Here is an 18,850-nt window from a genome sequence, read left to right as displayed (position 1 = left end):
TGTGCAGGTGAGACGCGCAGGATGCGCCGCAGCTGGGAAGAAGAACAACGTATAAGCCCGTGATTCCCTTTGTGGAGTCGCGGGTTCATTCGTTCAGGGCACTTTCTGATTGCTATAATAAAACGGGGAATGGAGAAAGGCGGAATATTATATGAAGAAACTATTGCTGGATGTTGATACTGGTATCGACGATGCGATTGCGCTTTTGCTCGCGGCCAAGGAATCCGAATTGGTCGGGGTGACAACGGTGAATGGAAACACGTCGCTGGACAACGCGACGGTCAATACACTTAAAGTCCTCAGCCTGATCGGGCGCGAAGACATTCCGGTCGTCCGGGGTGCGGACCGGCCGCTCCTGCGAGCGCCTCATTTCGAGGCGAGGGTGCACGGTGATGACGGAATCGGAGGCGCGCTTGGCGACATGGAACCTGGGACGCCTGCACAAGGATTTGCCTCGGACTTCATTATTGAACAGGCGGAAAAACATAAGGGTGAGCTTACGCTCGTGCTTCTCGCTCCGCTCACCAACATGGCGCTCGCTGTCAGGAAAGAGCCACGGCTCAAGGACTGGCTCAAGGAAGTCATCATCATGGGCGGCGCGGTGGATACACCGGGGAACATCACGCCGAAGGCTGAGTTCAACATCTTTGTCGATCCGGAGGCGGCGAAGGTCGTCTTCCATTCCGGCCTTCCGATCACGCTCATCGGACTGGACGTGACCGAAAAGACGCTTCTCGACGAGCCGCATGTCCGGGAAATGTCGGGGAATGCGGAGGGCGAGTTTATCCGGGAAGCGACGGTCCAGTACATGAACCGCTATGAGGAGATGACCGGCAGCCGTGCGTGTTCGATGCATGATCCGCTGGCGGTCGGGGTGGCGCTCGACCGGTCGTTTGTCCGGACCGAACGGCTCTATGTCGATGTGGAGGCGGACAGTTCCTTGTGCGACGGCCAGACCGTATGTGATTTCAATCAGGTGACAGGACATGAACCGAATATGGACGTCTGCCTTGGAGTAGAGGGGGAGCGGTTTATCCGCTATCTGATCCAAAGCATGACCCGTTAACCGGAAAAGCCCGTGGTGCCAATCTGGCATCGCGGGCTTTGATCATTTGAAGAAGAGTTCAAATACCCTTCTCATGGCGCTTTTCTCCGGACGTCCTCCGCGGGCTTTCCATTCGGGCAGCACATACTTTTTCGTGAACTTCATTTCGTAGTCTTCCGCCCGGTCATGCCGCAATCCATCATATCCATAATTGAGGCTCAGGCCGCCGGCATCGTCGATCATGAGTGTCATCGTCGTGAACGGCTCGCGTCCCAGTGCTTGGAACTCTCCGGCAAGCTTCAGAATCAGGCGATTGATCTCATCTGTCTGTTCATGGTAATCGATGGGATCCAAGTCGAGGATGTAGTGCATTTCTGCATCCGGCAGAAATTCCGGACTATCTTTCCTGAAAAAATAATAAAAGTAATCGGCGTGTTCATCGCGATTTTCTCCATAGAACATCAGCTTGTCCCATTCGGTCGGGACCGATTCGATGATCGTTTCAATCAGCTGCTGTGTGATTGTTTCAAGGTTGGTTGTATCCATCCGCTCCGCCTCCCAGTCTTGTTACCAATCCTAGCAGAACAGGGAGGCATCGTCATCCGGATCTCTGTTGTATCCTTTTGCCGAGGGCGCGCACACTAACTGATATACAAGATGATCAGATATCCTGAAAAATCCATAAAAATGTCGATTCATCGCTGATTTTAAGCCTTTCATCTGAAATTATTCTGATTCAGTTGATTTAAAAATATTCAGCCTATACAATGGAACGTATATTTTTATCATTTTGCTTGGTAACAAGCTAAAGGAGTGGAGACCGGTGAAAAAGTACGAAGAAGCGCTTGACTTGCATCGTGAGCTGGAAGGAAAGCTGGAAGTGACGGTAAAGGCACCGATCGAGTCGAAGCGTGACCTGAGCCTGGTGTATTCACCGGGTGTCGCCGGTCCCTGCCTGGAGATCGAGCAGGACCCGGAAAGCATCTATGACTATACAATCAAGGGCCACACGGTCGGTGTCATCAGCAACGGAACGGCAGTGTTAGGCCTTGGTAATATCGGCGCAGCGGCATCGATTCCTGTAATGGAAGGAAAAGCGGCGCTGTTCAAGCGGTTCGGCAACGTGGATGCGTTCCCGATTGTCCTGGACACGGAAGATCCGGATGAGTTCGTGAATGCGGTCAAGCTGATGGCCGGTGTGTTCGGCGGCATCAACCTCGAGGACATCGCCGCACCCGCCTGCTTTGAGATTGAAGACCGGCTCAAGGAAGAACTGGATATCCCGGTGTTCCATGATGACCAGCACGGCACGGCGATCGTCGTGGCGGCGGGCCTTCTGAATGCTTCCCGGCTGACAGGTCGTGAGCTGCGTGACATGAAGGTTGTCATGAACGGCGCGGGAGCGGCAGGTGTGGCAATCGCCAAGCTGCTGCTCGGATTTGGTGTGGAACAGATCATCATGTGCGATACGGCAGGCGCTATCTACGAAGGCCGGACGGAGCGGATGAATCCGATGAAGGAATCGATCGCACAGGCGACGAATCCGGACCGCAGGAGCGGCAGCCTGGCAGACGTTATTGCCGGCGCTGATGTGTTTATCGGGGTGTCCGCGGCAGGAGCGCTCACACAGGACATGGTACGCACGATGGCGGAGGAGCCAATCATTTTCGCGATGGCAAATCCGGTGCCGGAAATCATGCCGGATGAGGCGAAAGCCGCCGGTGCACGCATTGTCGGCACGGGCCGCTCCGACTTCCCGAATCAAGTGAATAATATTCTCGCTTTCCCAGGGATTTTCAAAGGTGCACTTAGCGTGAGGGCGAGTGAAGTGAACGAGGAGATGAAGCGTGCGGCCGCATATGCGATTGCGGATCTGATCGGCCGCACAGCGCTTACCGATGACCGGATCATCCCCGACCCGTTTGACGTGCGGGTTGCGGACGCAGTTGCCAAAGCTGTCGCCGAAGCTGCCCTCCGGACGGGTGTTGCCCGAAAGACACCGGTTAAGTCCTGAACCGCGACCTCATTCCCACAGTGTCCCGAAAAGCTATATAATGAAATGGACAACTAGTGGAATGGGGGAAATGGGATGTCTTATTATGTGGTTTATCTGCCGATGAAGGATGAGGAACTGAGTCAGACCCTCCGTCCGGATCATCTGGCATTCCTGGACGAGCAGATTGAAAAGGGCAATGTGAAAGCGAAAGGCCGATTTGCCGACGGTTCCGGCGGCATGGTGATCTACGCGGCCGAGTCATTGGAAGCGGCGGAAGAAATCGCCAAGCAGGACCCATACGTCGAAAAAGGCGCGCGCGGAATGGAAATCAAAGAGTGGATCGCGAGTTTCGCGTGAACGAGAAAACCAGCAGCCGGCGGACGGCTGCTGGTTTTATTTTGGGCTCAGGTAAAGATAATCAACGTCTCATCCCAGATCACCCATTCTTCCTCATCAGATAGAGGAAGTACGGCGCGCCGATAAGGGCGGCGATAATGCCGGCGGGGACAGTGAAGGCCGGGAAGGAGTGGCCGATCGTGTCCGCCGCAACAAGGAGCCCGGCACCGATCAGCATCGCCGCCGGAAGGTAATGCTGGTGGCGCGGTCCGGCGATGGCCCTGGCGATATGCGGGGCCATCAGGCCGATAAAGGCGATATAGCCCGTGACCGATACGGCAGCCGCGGCAAGGGCGACGGCAATTGCGATCAGGAGCATCCGGCTTCGTGACAGCCGAAGGCCGAGCCCGATTGCCGAAGGTTCACTGAGCGCCAGGATATTGAGCGTGTTCGAGCGGTACAGGACAAACGGGACGAGCAGGATGACCCACGGCAGGAGCGCGAGCACAAACGGCCAGTCGGCGCCCCAGACGCTTCCGGCGAGCCACTCCGCGACAAAGGCGGCCTCCTGGCGTTCGGCGCCGGAGATGAGGAGCATCATGCCGCCTGACAGGGCGGAGGCAAATCCGATCCCGACAAGAAGCAGGCGCATCGGACGGAGACCGCGTCCCTTTTCAGTCGAGAACAGATAGATGAGTGCGGCAGTCACGATGGCCCCGGCAAATCCCACGGCCGGAAGCAGATAGGCGTAGTAAGGGATATCGCCTCCGGCAAAAAGATAAAACACGGTGATGGCGAATCCTGCCCCGGAATGGATCCCGATGATTCCCGGGTCCGCCAAATCATTTCGCGTGACCGTCTGCAGGATTGACCCGGACACCGCAAGCGCCACCCCTGCAAGTACGAGCACCGCCACTCTCGGCAGCCGCACTTCCAGCAGGATGAACGATTCCTTGAACGTGCCGTTGCCTGCGAGGACAGGGATGAGCCGGTCGATTGTCACGCCTGATGCACCTGCCGACAGGGCGGCGATAAGCACGATGAGGAACAGTCCAGCCAGGATAAGTGTCCGGCGGAGCGGCCTGCGCCGTTTCGATTCATGCATCGCGGAGCCCCCCTTTCCGGACGATCATCAGGAAGAACGGCAGTCCGATCAGTGCCGTAATGGCGACGACCGGTGTCTCGAACGGCGCATTCAGGGTCCGGCCCGCGAGATCGGCCAGCACCATAAACGCGGCGCCGAGAAGGGCGCTCATCGGGACGATCCGTGTATAGTCCGATCCGCTGAAGGTCCGCACGATATGCGGGATGATGAGGCCGACAAACGCCAGGTTGCCGACAAGGGAGACCGCCGCACCTGCGAGAAGGGCGGTGATGCCCATCATAATGGCTTTCATCAGGAACACCCGCTGGCCTAGGCCGGCCGCCACGTCTTCCTGCAGGCTGAGGATGGTCAGCTGGCGGCTGACGGCAATGGCACCGATGAGACCTACTGCGATAAACGGGACGATGATGAGAGCCTTGGGAGTCGTGCCCATGAGACCGCCTGCCGTCCAGAGCGAGACGTCCTTGGAAATCCGGAAGACGATCCCCGTTCCGTCCGCAATCGCCTGCAGAAAAGCGGAAACCGCAGCACCCGCGACGACAAGCCGCATCGCGGACATGCCGCCCCTGCTGGATGCCCCGATGCCGAATACGAGCACCATGCCTACCCCTGCGCCGAGAAAGCAGGCTGCCAGGATTCCGAGATAGGGGATGCCGGGAATCAGTGCCAGCGATAGGGCGAGCGCAGCGTTCGCGCCTGAGGTCAGTCCGAGAAGGCCGGGGTCAGCGAGCGGGTTGCGTGTTACGCCCTGCATAATCGCGCCGGCAACGCCAAGCGCCGCTCCTGTGAAGATGGCGGCCACCACGCGCGGAATGCGCAGTTCGCGGAGTATAGCGGCATGTTCGCCGGTCGCTGAGAACACTGCCTGCCAGACATCACGGATGCCAGTATCCGCGGCTCCGAGCGTCAGTGCCGCAACAAAGGATGCGGCCACCAGCAGAACACCGAGCGCGAGCTGTATCGGAAATGGAACAAGTCGTTTGGTGGTCATATCGTCAGTCACTTTCCTCAATCAAAGGAAAAGCGGTCCGCAGACCGGGCCTCACCCGGCCGGATGGACCGCTTTTCTGATGTTATTCGTTTCCGAGAAATTCCTGTTCAAAGAAGTCCAGCTGGTCATCAAGTGTCATGGCATCGTTGAAGTAGGCAGTCCGTGCATCTGCAACGATCAGATTGCCGTTTTTCACAGCCGGAATTTCCTTGAACCAGGCGGCATCCATGAACGAGGTGTCCTGCTCTTCCGTCAGGCTCAATACGAGGTAATCGCCCGTGTAATCACCGAGCACTTCCTGCGAGATGGCGAAGTAGCCCGGCTCAAGCGCGACATCCTCGACCTGCTTCGGCATCTTCAGCCCCATTGCCTGGTAGAGGATTTCAGTGCCGCGACCCCAGTTGTCGCCGAACAGGTACAGCTGCTTCTCAAAGTTTTCCGCGACGGTGACTGTGGCGTCTTCGCCGATCTTTTCCTTGATGCGCGTGCCAAGGTCCTCGGCGCGCTTCTTGAAGTCTTCCACCCACTCGGTGGCTTCCTTTTCTTTGTTGACGACTTTGGCGATTTCGATGTGCTGCTGGAGGTAGTCATTCTTGCCGTAGGTAAAGAGGACGGTCGGCGCGATTTTCTCCAGCTTTTCTGCGTTCTGGATGTTGTTCAGGCCGATGATGAGATCCGGCTCAAGTTCGATGATTTTCTCGATGTCTTCATTGGAGACGACTTCGGCGTCTTTCAGCGCTTCGTCAAAGCTCGGGTTGGCGGCGGACCAGGAGTCTACGCCGACAATCGGCACATCCAGTTTGATCAGGTCACCCGCGTAGGAAGACAGCACAACAACACGCTGAGGATCTGCAGGCACTTCGACAGGCCCGGTTTCGGATTCGTAGACGATGGTGTCAGAGGAAGCATTGTCTTCTGATTCTCCCTTGCTGTCATCGGCGGAGCCGGACGCGCATGCGGCAAGTGTAAGAGTCATGAGCAGGGTAAGGATCAGGAGCAGTTTCTTGTTCATATGGATTCTCCTTTGGATAAGGTCATTTATTTGATCAGATCATAGGTCATGCAGAAGGGGGTCCCGGTCCTCGGGTCCTTTCCGATGACCGCATCAATGCGGAACACGTCTTTCAGCACGTCAGGGACGAGCACTTCTTCCGGCGGTCCGCTCTTGATGAGGCGTCCCGACGAAAGGGCGATGAGATGATCGGAGAAACGAGCGGCCTGGTTGAGGTCATGAAGCACCATGACGATCGTCCGGCCTTCTTCCCGGTTCAGCTTCCGGAGAAGTTCCAGGACTTCGAGCTGATGAGCCATGTCCAGGTAGGTGGTCGGTTCATCCAGGAAAATGATCCCGGTGTCCTGTGCAAGGGCCATCGCGATCCAGGCCCGCTGCCGCTGCCCGCCGGACAGGGCATCCACCGGCCGGTTACGGAATTCGTCCATGCGGGTCGCCTCCAGCGCCCAGTCGACCATGCGGCGGTCTTCGACGCTCAGCCGTCCAAATCCCTTCTGGTAAGGGAAGCGGCCGTAGGCGACGAGTTCTCCTACCAGGAGGCCGTTGGCGCTGTCCTGCGTCTGGGGAAGGATGGCCATTTCCCTCGCCAGTGCTTTTGTATCCATCGACCGGATGTTGGCGCCGTCAAGCAGGACGGCACCGCCCTGATGGGGGATGATGCGGGTGATCGCTTTCAGTAGCGTTGATTTCCCGCATCCGTTTGACCCGATGATGGTCGTGATCTTTCCCTGGGGAAACGAGATATCCATCCCATGGACAATGGGGGTATCTCCGTAGCCGACCCGGATCTGTTCGGCGAGCAGTTGCATATTGGGTTTCTCCTTTCTTTTTGAAGTGGAACATGTTATTCTCGATGAAAATGATTATCAATGAGAATGATTTTCAATTTCAGATGATATAGACTAACGATGAAGGTGTCAACTGTTTTCTGAAGCAGGAGAGGGAGGAAATCGACATGGCAGAACCAATCCGGGATGTGACGATTATCGGCGGGGGACCGGCCGGGCTGTACTCCGCGTTTTACAGCGGGCTCCGCGGCATGGACGCGCGGCTCATCGAAGCGAGGGAAGAACTGGGCGGGAAAGTGTGCCTGTTCCGGGAAAAGATGATCTGGGATGCGGGCGGCCAGCCGCCGCTGCAGGGGGAGACATTCCGGAGGCAGCTGATCGAACAGGGGAAGACGTTCGGCCCGGAAGTGCTGACGGGGACGAAGATCGCTGCTATCCGGAAAAATGGACAGGGCCTGTTTGAGGCCCAAGACCATCGCGGCAGGATTCATCTGTCAAAGGCCATCATCATGGCGAACGGAGGCGGCATCGTCACGCCCCAGAAACTCCGGCTGCAGGGAGCTGACGTTGCGGAGATGGACAATCTTCATTACACAATGCCTTCGCTTGCAGCATTCACCGGCAAGACAGTGTTGATCTCGGGCGGTGGAGATGCGGCGGTCGACTGGGCGGACGAGCTGTCCGGCATCGCGGCGAAAGTGATTCTCGTCCACCGCAGGGACAATTTCTGTGCTCACGAGGCGCAGGTGGAGAAGGTCAGGAGCAACGGCACCGACATCATGCTAAATGTGACGATCCACCGGCTACTATCAGATGCAGCGAAAACCCGGATTGAACTGGTGGAACTGATGGATACGGAATCCGGAGCGCTTACCCGTGTGGAAGTGGATGATGTCGTCGTCAGCCACGGTTATGAGCGTGATTCCGAGCTGGCATTTGAACCGGAACCATTGCGCAAAGACAGCCACTTTTTCGAAGGTGGGGCAGATGCATCCACCACTGTCCCGGGAATTTTTGCCGCCGGTGACTGCCTTTCCTATACCGGAAAGGTGAATCTCCTTGTCGGCGCCTTCCAGGATGCGGTCAATGCTGTGAACCGGGCAAAAACATATATCGAACCGGAGGCACACGACCGGGGAATGGTTTCTTCCCACAATGACCGCTTCAAGGAAAGGAACCGTTCGCTCATCAGGCAGATTGCGGAGGAAGTGAAATCCGGAGGTTGATTTTGTAAAAGTACACAGTCCAATACTTCACCCGACCAGACAGACTTTGCAGCCAACACTGTAAAGCCTGTCTTTTTTACATTAAAACCCGACTCAACCCTCTATCACCATGAAGGAAAGATAATATTCAGAAATATATTGCACCTCTCTCCCAATCATGATAGTGTAAAAATAATATTGAAGGATTCCCTTCATTAATGGAAAACTTATGCAGGAATTCCTTCAAAGATAGCCGGCGCCTATTTTGCAGGCCCGGATCAATGTTGTCCTGCCCGTTTTAGGGCTTCTTGATGTTTGGGTCACTACATACAGTCGAATGGGGTGTGCGGGATGATGTTGAAAGGATTGGTCCACCGGGAAATCCTGAAGCTTCCGCGGGGGCAGCGGAAAGTAGCAGAGTATGTGATGGAGCGCCCGCATGATGTCGCGGTATGCTCAGGCTCCGAGCTCGGGGAGCGTACCGGCACGAGCGAGTCGACAGTCATCCGATTCAGCTATAACATGGGGTTTACCGGCTATCCGGCGCTGCAGAAGGCGATCCGTGAGGAACTTTATACACCGGAAAGCAGCTTCACGGATTACCAGGACGACAAGCTGACAATCGGTGAGGACAGCCGGATTTTTGAGAAGGTCATGGAACGTGACCAGCGCGCGATCGCCGAGACGGCCAGAAATATTGACCCGGTTCAGTTCGACCGGGCCGTGCGGGAGATCCTTACAGCCGGAAATGTGTCGGTGCTCGGCCTGCGGGCTTCCTATCCGGCTGCCGCCTGGCTGTCACTTATGCTGAGATTTGTACGGGACGGTGTCGATGTCATGCATCCGCAGGCTGAGGATCCGGCCTTGGCAATGGTGAAAATGGACAGCAGCTCCGTTGTGATCGTTTTCAGCTTCCATCGTTATCTGAAAGAAACACTGGAAATTGCGGATCTGGCAAAAAAGAGGGGGGCCTTTGTGATCGGCATCAGCGATTCCCTTTCGGCGCCGGTCTCTGGCTGCTGCGACGTATTGTTTTCCATGGAGTCGGGTTCGAACACGGTTGACAAAGCAGCACCACTTTTTTCATTCTTAAATTCACTTGTCGCTGCGCTATGCGTAAAGGATCCGGCAACGGTAAAAAAACGTCAGGAAGCGGCACGGGCGATTGATAACGGATTTTATTATGTAGAGGGCATCTGATACGCCGGGGAGTGAAAAGTATGGAACAGCCGGTGATCCGGTCATTTGAAAAAGGGGAAACCCACCAGGCGACGGAACTGGAGCGGGCCGTTTGGGGAAGTGCCACACCACCGCAGCAGTTCCTGACCGCCATGAAAAACGGCGGCCTGTTGATCGGCGCCTTTATCGGGGACCGGGCAGTCGGTTTCCAATATAGTTTTGCGGGCTTCGACGGAAAAAGGCCGTACCTGTGCTCGCATATGCTGGCGCTCCTTCCGGAATACCGGCATTCGGGCCTCGGTGCGGCCATGAAACGGCATCAGGCGGAACTGGCGAAAGAGATCGGCTATGACCTTATCCAATGGACATTCGATCCGTTGGAAAGCCGCAATGCTTATCTGAACATCCGGAAGCTCGGTGGCGTGGTCGGCACGTACTGGGAGGACTGCTACGGCGAAATGAAGGATCCGCTGAACGCAGGGCTTCCGACGGACCGTTTCCGGCTGGACTGGTGGATCGACAGCCCCCGTGTGACCGGCGGATTACGCCAACCGGAGCTTGATGAGGCCAGCCCGTATACAGTATCGACAGGCAAGTCTGGCCAGCCGGTACTGGATCACCCGGGGAAGGTGCCGGAAGCTGAGGCGTTCATCGTTCCGGTCCCGGCCGATTTCCAGGCAATGCGCAAGGAAGACATGACGCTCGCCATCGACTGGCGCTTAAAGACGAGGCAGATTTTCACGGAAGCGTTCAGCAAGGGATATATGCTCGCGGACGTCCGGAGAAAAGACGGACGCTTAAATGAATATGTACTGATCAGAAATGAGCATGTGCCGCTTTAATTCACGAAAAGGGAGATGGGATAATTGATCATCAAAGAGATCCGTATGCGCCGCATGGAGATGCGCATGAAACATCCGTTTACAACCAGTTTCGGGACGATGCAGGACAAGCCGTTCCTCCTGCTCGAGGCGATTGATGAGGAAGGGAATTCCGGCTGGGGGGAGTCGGTCGCGTTTACCTACCCATGGTATGCAGAAGAGACAGTGGAGACAAACGCTCATGTGATCCGTGACATCCTCGTGCCGCTTTTGCTTGAGAAAGAAATCAATCATCCCGACGAGGTAAATGAACTCTTCGCGCCAATCCGCCGGAACAATATGGCAAAGGCGGCCATCGAGGGGGCTGTCTGGGACCTGTATGCAAAACGGAACAAGCAGACACTAGCGGAAGCGCTCGGAGGGAAGAAGGAGAAGATTGACGTCGGTATCTCGATCGGAATCCAGGACAGCAAGGAGCAGATGGTCGAGACGGTCCGCGGCTTTATCGAACAGGGCTACAAGCGCATCAAGATGAAGATCAAGCCGGGCACCGATATCGAAATCATCCGTGCGGTCCGGGAAGCATTCCCGGACGTGCCGCTCATGGCGGATGCCAACTCCGCCTACACCCTTGAAGATATCGAGCTGCTGAAGATGCTGGATGACTTCGATCTCATGATGGTTGAGCAGCCGCTTGCGCATGACGACATCATCGATCACGCGAAACTGCAGGAAGAACTCGAAACGCCGGTCTGCCTGGATGAAAGCATCCATTCTCTCGAGGATGCGCGCAAGGCGGTCGAACTCGGCAGCTGCAGGATCATCAATGTGAAAATCGGTCGCGTCGGAGGATTGACGGAAGCCAGGAAGATCCATGATTATTGTGTCGGAAAAGGCATCGCACTCTGGTGCGGAGGGATGCTGGAAGCGGGCATCGGCCGTGCTCACAATGTCGCCCTGACTACTCTTCCGGGCTTCACGCTTCCGGGGGACACGGCAGGATCTGACCGGTACTGGGAAGAAGACATCATCACACCGGAAGTCGTTGCCGTGGATGGAGAGATCACCGTCCCTTCCGGATACGGTATCGGCTATGAGCCGGATCTTGAAAAAATAAAGAAGTATATGGTCGGGGAAGAAGTGTTCCGGACGGAGAATGCACAGCCAAATCGGTGAGCGTAAATAGAGGAACGGTGCTCTCGGGCACCGCTTTTTTTCAACCTCCCGATGACGGAATATTCTGGTCGTGAAATCACCGCAATCCAAGAAGTCATTCGACAGAATTCTTTAAATCTTGCTTGAATTAAACTTGGATTCGAGTTATCGTAGAAGGTATATTGAAATCGCTTACTTGTGGTTTCGACCAAAGAATTCTCAACAGAGACACACATCTGGGAACGGGTTGTTGCTGCGGCAGTTGAACCTTCCCGAAAACGGAGGGGATGGAAGTTGAAAGAAAGTATCCGGTTAGGGGCTGCGTTTGCAGGGGTGGTTGTCGGGGCAGGATTCGCCTCGGGACAGGAAATTCTGCAGTTTTTCACGAGTTTCGGATTATGGGGGATTGCCGGCGGAATCGCCGCCATGGCAGTGTTTGCTTTTATAGGGATGAACTTGGCCAGTATCGGAAGTTCATTAAAGTCGAAGTCTCATAAAGAAATTATTTATAAAATCTGCGGGAAGCCGATCGGGATGTTCGTGGATGCAGTCATTACATTCTTCCTGTTCGGTGTTGCCGTTATCATGTATGCCGGAGCAGGGTCGCTTTTTGAAGAGCAGTTCGGAATTCCTGCCGTTGTCGGCAGTATGTTCATGGTCGTGGCCACCATGGTGACCGTTCTGATGAACGTCCAGAAAATCATTACGGTGATCGGTGCCATCACGCCGTTCCTGGTGGCCCTAATCATCCTCCTGGCAGGCTATTCAGTATTAACGGCTGATATCTCGAGTGCGGAGATTGCGCGTCTTGCCCAGGAACAGGATGCGGCAGCTCCTCACTGGCTGCTGAGCGCATTCCTGTATGTTTCGTTTAACATCGCGTGCAGTGCTTCGATGCTGGCGGTCATGGGCGGAACGGTCAAAGACCGCAAGACGGCAGCGATCGGAGGCGCAATCGGCGGAGGACTATTGGGTGTCCTGATTCTGCTCGTCAACCTCGCCATGCTGACCAAACTGGATGCAGTTAGCGGTGCAGCAATGCCGACATTGGCGCTTGCAGCTGAAATCTCGCCGGTTCTTGCAAATATTATGGCAGTTGTGTTGCTCTGCATGATCTACAATACGGCTGTTGGTATGCTGTATTCCTTTACTGCACGGGTTTCGGAGGCCGGTACAAAGCGATTCAAAGTCCTGGTTGTTCTGTTCGGAATCGGAGGCTTTGCCCTCAGCTTTGTCGGGTTTGTCAGCCTGGTCGGAACGCTTTATCCGATCACCGGTTATCTTGGTCTTGTTCTCATCGCCGCAGTCGTCATCTACTGGGTACGAAAAGTTGCCGGTGGGGCAAGGGTCAGCAGCGAAACAGTATCATAAGGTTCCATCATCATACGAAAACAGGGAGGCGCCGGCTGAAGTCGGCCTCCCTGTTTTTAATTAAGAAGGCCCGGCTCAATGCCGGGCCTTCTTTTGAGATTTTTATGCTGCTGGATCTGCTTGGTTTTCCGCACCGTTGCCGAAGATCGACTCCGCCCATTCCGGGTTGTCGATGAACGGGTTGCGGTTGCCCTGGATCTCGAAGATGACATCATTCCTGTTCTGCTCATATTCGCTGACCGGGTCCATCTCATGCCATTCCAGCAGGACGGACAGTTTGCCGTGGTACGGGGCACTGCCGTTGTTTACCCGCTCGTTGAGTTCGAGATCCACACGGTCGCCTTCCTCATAGCGGGTTGCCATGTAGAAGAGCATCCGGGCAACGTCGCCTTTGACTTCATCCGGCGCTTCGAAGGAATCGCCGTCGCGCAGGCATCCGCTGCAGTTGTTGACCGGGTTGCCGCCGTAGTCGAAGTCAAGGTTGCTGCGAGAGCTGTTTACTTGGACGTCTGTCGGTCGGAGGTGATGGATGTCCGTGCCGGGTCCCATCGATGTGCCGAAGTCGCCATGGGACTTGGCCCAGACGTGCTCGCGGTTCCAGTCACCGACCTGTCCGCCGTTACGGTCCTTGGAGCGGGACTGTTGTGAGTAGAACAGGATGACGTTGTCAGGGTTGTCCGGATCCTCATCCGTCAGGCGTAGTGCATCCCAGACCTGTTTATAGGTCAGCACTTCCTGCTCAGAGATGATGTCATGGAGGGCTGCTTTCAGGGCTTCGCCTTCCAGGCCTTCGGTTCCGTTGTAATAACCGTCAGGATTAACCGGCTCCTCCGGGATAACAGGCTGCTCAGCCTCTTCGACTGTCACGCTGAAGCGGGCAGTTGCGCTTTTCTTGCCATCTGTTGCCGTCACCGCAACAAGGTGAGTGCCGGCTTCAAGATCAAGCGACAGAGTGCTTCCGGAGAGCGTTCCCTTTGTTGCCGAATAGGTGAGAGGGTCGCCGTCAGGATCTGCAAAATGTCCGTTGAGGTCGATGGTGACTGTCTCTCCTTCAGTCACGCTCCGGTCTTCAATAGGGGAGGAGACTTCAGGTGCCTTATTTGTTTCCGGTGCCGGCTTTTCCTCACCGGGAAGGCCGATCAGCCGGCCTTTGGAATCATAGAGTGTCAAAAGTTCCGGAGAAGCTTTTTTCTCAAACTTGATCGATTGGATGTTTTCGCCGCCGCGGATTTCAAGCGGCTTCGCACCTTCGATGATCAGTTCCTTCACTTCAGTGCCTTTGGCGTCGATGATCGTGCCGTCTTTTTTCGGCTTTACATAAACGGTCTGATTCTTGAAGCCTTCACCATGGAGTTCGGCGTAGCGACCATTCAGGTGAAGACCGTTCGGGATGATGCCGCGCTCATTAATTGTGACGGAGACGCTCTGTTTGCCGATCGTTACTTTCTTTTTGTCAGGCTTGTCGAAGACATAGTGATCTTTCGGCTCAATCGGCTCGAATTCCATACCTTTGACGAGGTCGAGCTGAACCATGAGCGGGTCATGGTCACTTGCACGGCCCGCCATGTCGGTGAAGTCCGCATTGACGTGCAGGATGTCAATTTCCGTGTCTTCGACGAGATTGTTCGAGACGACGATGTGGTCAAGCACCTGCGAGTTGCCCTGGTAAATGTACGTGTAGCGGTCAGGCGCATCGACATGGTTGATCATATTGGTCATGATGTCGCCTTCCAGGATCTTGAGCGGTTCCGCGAACTGGTAGTCATTGAAGTCACCGACCGCAACGACATTCGCGTCAGGATTGTCTGCTTTCACGTCTTCCACGAAGCCGTGGACGAGCTTGGCAATCTCGATGCGCTGTGTTTCACTGCCGAGGACCGGCGGCTGAATCTTGCCGAAGATCGGCGTGTCTCCGCTCTTGGAGTTCCAGTGGTTCGCGATCACAACGACGCTTTCGCCCTGGAAGTCGAACTGTGCCGCAAGCGGCTTGCGGCTGTCTTCGAATGCCGGGTCGTTCGGCGCGATGCGTCCCGGGTTAAGCGTGAGCTTACCGTCTTCGTAGCCGACAGCGGTTGTCGCATCACCGTGAGGAATCCCGTTAGTGAGGGAAACGCGTTCCGGGTTGTAGAGGAAGCCGACACGGATGTTCGCGCCAGGCTGCCCGCCGTCTTCATCGTTGACCGGGTTGATGTTGGCGTACTCATAGCGGACGCCGCCCGCCTCGACGATGGCGTCGATCAGGCGCTGGTACGACTCGGATGCATCGGAGTCACCGGCATCCGGGCCGTTATTGTCCTGGACTTCGGTCACACCGACAATGTCCGGGCTCTGCATATCCACGGCAAATACGCGGGCGAGCTTGCGAGCCTTGTCATCGGATGTGGTCTTTGTGTTGTTCGAGAAGTTCTCAAGGTTGTAGGAAGCGATCGTCAGCTTGTCTTCATCTTTAACGATTGTCGTTTGTTCAGGCGAAGTGTCACCTTCTACATGGTTCGCCTGCATCTCATCGAGGGAAGCGAAGATCTTGTAGTTCTGGAACGAGTAGCCGACGACGCCGGTGTTCGGGCCTTCGAACCGGTCGCCTGTCGCGACTTCAAAGTCACGCGCAGGGCCGTTTGGCTCGAGACGGAACTGGATGCGCTCCGCATTCTGGTCGCCTTCCTTGTAAAGGATACCGCCGTGGATTGTTTCCTCAGGCCAGTTTTCAAGTACGGTGACGAGGTCTCCGTGTTCCTGAGGTCCGACTGCACGGACGTCACCTACCGTCACTCGCATGCCTTCAAGGCTTTCCCAGAAGTCGATGGCATCCGATTCCGGATCGAAGACGGTGAGCCCGTCATCGTCAACGGTCTCGGTCGGGAGGTTCGACTCGTCGATCACGACCGGTTCCGGTAGGTCGAGGCCGCGTTCGAGCACGGTCACCTGTCCGCCACGGTCATCGCGCACGTTAATCTGAGTAATCGGGAGGTCGGAATCATGGCGGTCGGAGTAGCCGTCGATCGCATACTCGCTTACTTCACCGGAGACGGAGACCAAATCGCCGACCTGGACCGGCCAGCCTTTACTTCCTGCGTAGAGTGTAATCGCTTCGGATGTATGCGGGTCTTCATCCGCAAGCTCGTCCGGTGTCTGGACGTGGTAATAATGCGCTCCGTTTAGCTCGTAGTGGTACGTGACAATCCCTTCCACACCTTCGACCCGCTGGCCGTCAAATGATGAGAAGTGGTCGGCGCCCTGGATGTCATGGATACGGAGTGCTTCGGTGATCGTGTACTCATAAATGGACATTTCGCTGAACTCGCCGTCCGCATTCCGGACCACAGTCTTCAGGACAGTGTCTTCACTGATGGTCACCGGGCCTTCATAGACCGTGCCGTTTTCAGCCGGATCGGAGCCATCCACCGTGTAAAGGATATCGGCACCCGCCGTTGTCGTCGTGAGGGTCACTTCCTGAGGACCGACGTATGTGCCGGAACCCGGAGTAGCCGATGCAGGACGGAGGATCGTGCTGTCAGCAACGATGTCTTCGGCGCCGCGCGGGATAATCTGATAGGCATCATCGAACTGCTGGACAATGCCGGTGACCGACTCATAGGCCATGCCTTCTTCAAGGCCGAGCTGGTTGGTTTCATCACGGACGATGAACTCTCCGTTGCCGTCGGTTGCGGTGAAGTTTGCCCAAGAGCTGCCGCCGGACATGTCGCCGAGCGTCACGCCGCTTACGGTGACCAGCTGTGACTCAAGCGCTTCTCCAATCTGGTCGCCCGTGACGGATTTTGCCGCAGGTGCTTCCGCGTCCGCACGGTTGACTACAGTCGCGCTGTCCAGCTGCAGAAGGCCGCGGTAGTCTGCGAGTGTCCCGGTGAGGGTCACTTCCTCACCGACTTCAAGTCCGAGGGAAGTGGGGCGGATTGCGATGCCGCCTGTTTCGTCCTGGACGGAGATTGTGTTTTTCAGGTTGGCTGCGACCACGCCTTTGATGGTGACAGTCTCGCCGATAGGGAGGGCACGGGCATCCGCGATGGAAATGGTATCAACCGGCTCTTCGGGATCAGACGGGCCGCCTTCCTGAAGGTGGGAACCGAGATTTGAGAAATCATCTTTTCCGAACTCATCCCATTCAGTTGTCCGGTCGAATGGGTCATTAATGACCTTATCCCCGGCTGATACAGCCGCTTTCCGTACAAGTGTCAGGTCCTTGCCAAACTCCAGCCGTTCGCCAACCTGGCCAATTGAATCAACTGCCTGCCCGTCTTTTTTCAGGACGACCGCATCGTCACCGTTGAAGTTGATGACGGTCTGATTCAGAAGATCGGCCTTGCCTAGGATGTCCGGAACTGCCTGGTTATGAGCCAATACATAGGTTTCGCCCGCCGGGAGTGTGCCGGAAAGTTTGAGGGAATTGCTCGGCGAAGAGGAGCCGTTTGCATACAGTTCGAGGGAATAAGCCCCGAGGTCAACTTCTGCTCCGGTGCCATTATAGAGCTCCAGTGCCTTGTTGAAGCTGCTGCCTTCAATGTATTCCGAAATTAGCAGGTCTTCTGTCGCAGTTTCCGCATTTGCGGTTGCCGGGATCGCCGGAACCATCAGGCTCAGCATCAGGCTTGCGGACAGCAGGCCATTCAATGGCCTGCGCCAACGCTTTTGATTCATGTAGTGTTCGCTCCTTTTTGTGTGAAGTCCATTATGAATCGTGGGGGAGAATCAGAGCTGTTTCAATAGATTAGAAGAGAATTTAACGAATTTTACAGAGTCTTTACTTTGCTTCCTACTTTAGTCCGTTTTCCTCCCTTCCTGCTTATCATGCCGGGGGCAAAATGGCATGACAATGGCTTTTGCCAAAGTTCGGACTTTTGATTCTATTAAACTATTCGTTTGGAATCATACATCTTGAGGGTGAATTGAAATTCTGGGTAAATAGAACCTTTGCGAAAGGGTCTAAAGTAGTGGTAGGAGGAAATTGTTCGGTTAACCGGAGTGGGAACTATTGAGATACCTGACATGTCGATTTGATTGGTTGTTGTCATTTATACAAATTACTTTGACAATCAATTATCAAAAGTGATATATTTTTCTCGTGAAATCGTTTACTATTGGTCGCCTAATTCGCAATCAGGCGGCCTCAATGTGGCCAGGATGAAGGTGGAGAGTCATGATGGAAATTTTGGATAGGCTGAAGGGGCGGCTGATCGTCTCTTGCCAGGCGCTCGAGGACGAGCCGCTCCATGATCCCTATATCATGGGCAAGATGGCATTGGCGGCCAAAGTCGGCGGCGCTGCGGGCATCCGGACCAATACGGTCAAGGATATCCGGGCGATCAAGAAGGAAGTGGATCTGCCGCTGATCGGCATCATCAAGAAAAATTACGGCGATCATCCGGTGTTTATCACGCCGACCATCAGTGAAGTCGCAGAACTGCATGAAGAAGGTGTGGGCGTCATCGCTTTTGACGCAACCGGAAGGACGCGTCCGGACGGAAAGACGTTCGGGGAGTTTTTCTCGGAAGTTAAAGCCCGCTTCCCGGATCAGCTGTTCATGGCAGATTGTTCAAGCGCCGATGAAGCGGTCGAGGCGGAACGGGCAGGTGTCGATATCGTCGCGACGACACTCGTCGGCTACACCCCATACACGGAAGGTCATGTGCCGCTTGAGGCATTGGAGGAAGTCGTCTCCCGCGTGTCGGTTCCCGTCATCGCGGAAGGCAATATCGATACACCGGAAAAAGCACGGAAGGCGCTCCAAATCGGGGCGCATGCGGTGGTAGTGGGCGGGGCAATCACCCGCCCGCAACTGATCACGAAAAAGTTTGCGGACGCCATGGACGGCCGTTCCTAAAGCTAAGACC

At 55.5% G+C, this 18,850-nt stretch carries 15 protein-coding genes; 9 read left to right on the top strand and 6 right to left on the bottom strand.

Going from position 1 to position 18,850, the window contains the following annotated elements; genetic code table 11:
- Nucleotides 1-151 precede the first annotated feature (151 nt).
- Entirely contained in the window at nt 152-1,066 is a 915-nt protein-coding gene (locus BMX91_RS02970; RefSeq protein WP_092049771.1) for a nucleoside hydrolase, read from the top strand.
- A 42-nt stretch (nt 1,067-1,108) separates the two neighbouring features.
- On the opposite strand, the gene BMX91_RS02965 is transcribed toward BMX91_RS02970, so the two are convergent.
- On the bottom strand, nt 1,109-1,591 hold the full coding sequence (locus BMX91_RS02965) for an immunity protein YezG family protein (RefSeq protein WP_092049768.1): 483 nt from the start codon (nt 1,589-1,591) through the stop codon (nt 1,109-1,111).
- A 277-nt stretch (nt 1,592-1,868) separates the two neighbouring features.
- On the opposite strand from BMX91_RS02965, the gene BMX91_RS02960 reads away from it, so the two are divergent.
- Complete coding sequence (locus tag BMX91_RS02960; RefSeq protein ID WP_092049766.1) at nt 1,869-3,059, top strand: NAD(P)-dependent malic enzyme; 1,191 nt, start codon at nt 1,869-1,871, stop codon at nt 3,057-3,059.
- Between the two features lie 75 nt (nt 3,060-3,134).
- Nucleotides 3,135-3,398 carry a YciI family protein gene (locus BMX91_RS02955; protein WP_092049764.1) on the top strand — a complete coding sequence of 88 codons (264 nt, stop codon included), beginning with the start codon at nt 3,135-3,137 and terminating at the stop codon, nt 3,396-3,398.
- A 79-nt stretch (nt 3,399-3,477) separates the two neighbouring features.
- Here the strand turns inward: BMX91_RS02955 and BMX91_RS02950 are convergent, their stop codons facing one another.
- The 4 genes from BMX91_RS02950 to BMX91_RS02935 form a co-directional block, all read right to left on the bottom strand.
- Nucleotides 3,478-4,482, bottom strand: coding sequence for a FecCD family ABC transporter permease (locus BMX91_RS02950; protein WP_092049761.1), 1,005 nt, complete (start codon nt 4,480-4,482; stop codon nt 3,478-3,480).
- On the bottom strand, nt 4,475-5,473 hold the full coding sequence (locus BMX91_RS02945; protein ID WP_092049758.1) for a FecCD family ABC transporter permease: 999 nt from the start codon (nt 5,471-5,473) through the stop codon (nt 4,475-4,477). Before BMX91_RS02945 ends, BMX91_RS02950 begins: the two co-directional genes overlap by 8 nt.
- An 82-nt stretch (nt 5,474-5,555) precedes the next feature.
- The gene (locus BMX91_RS02940) at nt 5,556-6,485 is read right to left on the bottom strand and encodes an iron-hydroxamate ABC transporter substrate-binding protein (RefSeq protein ID WP_008297945.1); all 930 of its coding nucleotides are present in this window, start codon (nt 6,483-6,485) and stop codon (nt 5,556-5,558) included.
- A 26-nt stretch (nt 6,486-6,511) separates the two neighbouring features.
- A complete protein-coding gene (locus tag BMX91_RS02935; RefSeq protein WP_092049756.1) occupies nt 6,512-7,294 on the bottom strand; it encodes an ABC transporter ATP-binding protein in 783 nt (260 codons plus the stop codon).
- Between the two features lie 146 nt (nt 7,295-7,440).
- On the opposite strand from BMX91_RS02935, the gene BMX91_RS02930 reads away from it, so the two are divergent.
- From BMX91_RS02930 to BMX91_RS02910, 5 genes are all read left to right on the top strand, one after another.
- Nucleotides 7,441-8,499 (top strand): NAD(P)/FAD-dependent oxidoreductase, encoded by a 1,059-nt coding sequence (locus tag BMX91_RS02930; protein ID WP_092049755.1) that lies wholly within the window; start codon nt 7,441-7,443, stop codon nt 8,497-8,499.
- A 333-nt stretch (nt 8,500-8,832) separates the two neighbouring features.
- Nucleotides 8,833-9,678, top strand: a complete 846-nt coding sequence (locus BMX91_RS02925) for a MurR/RpiR family transcriptional regulator (RefSeq protein ID WP_177168238.1) — start codon at nt 8,833-8,835, stop codon at nt 9,676-9,678.
- 20 nt (nt 9,679-9,698) lie between these two features.
- Nucleotides 9,699-10,499: a GNAT family N-acetyltransferase gene (locus BMX91_RS02920; RefSeq protein ID WP_092049750.1), complete on the top strand. Its 801-nt coding sequence runs from the start codon at nt 9,699-9,701 to the stop codon at nt 10,497-10,499.
- A gap of 24 nt (nt 10,500-10,523) precedes the next feature.
- Nucleotides 10,524-11,654: an o-succinylbenzoate synthase gene (gene menC, locus BMX91_RS02915; RefSeq protein WP_092049748.1), complete on the top strand. Its 1,131-nt coding sequence runs from the start codon at nt 10,524-10,526 to the stop codon at nt 11,652-11,654.
- 273 nt (nt 11,655-11,927) lie between these two features.
- Complete coding sequence (locus BMX91_RS02910; RefSeq protein WP_092049745.1) at nt 11,928-13,004, top strand: YkvI family membrane protein; 1,077 nt, start codon at nt 11,928-11,930, stop codon at nt 13,002-13,004.
- A gap of 102 nt (nt 13,005-13,106) precedes the next feature.
- Here the strand turns inward: BMX91_RS02910 and BMX91_RS02905 are convergent, their stop codons facing one another.
- A complete protein-coding gene (locus BMX91_RS02905; protein WP_092049742.1) occupies nt 13,107-17,657 on the bottom strand; it encodes an endonuclease in 4,551 nt (1,516 codons plus the stop codon).
- 502 nt (nt 17,658-18,159) lie between these two features.
- Here BMX91_RS02905 and BMX91_RS02900 point away from each other — a divergent pair.
- A complete protein-coding gene (locus tag BMX91_RS02900) occupies nt 18,160-18,840 on the top strand; it encodes an N-acetylmannosamine-6-phosphate 2-epimerase (protein ID WP_218143871.1) in 681 nt (226 codons plus the stop codon).
- The last annotated feature ends 10 nt before the right edge of the window (nt 18,841-18,850 follow it).

The organism is Bhargavaea ginsengi (assembly GCF_900109165.1).
Taxonomy (GTDB): domain Bacteria; phylum Bacillota; class Bacilli; order Bacillales_A; family Planococcaceae; genus Bhargavaea; species Bhargavaea ginsengi.
This window is presented reverse-complemented; position numbering and strand designations above follow the sequence as displayed.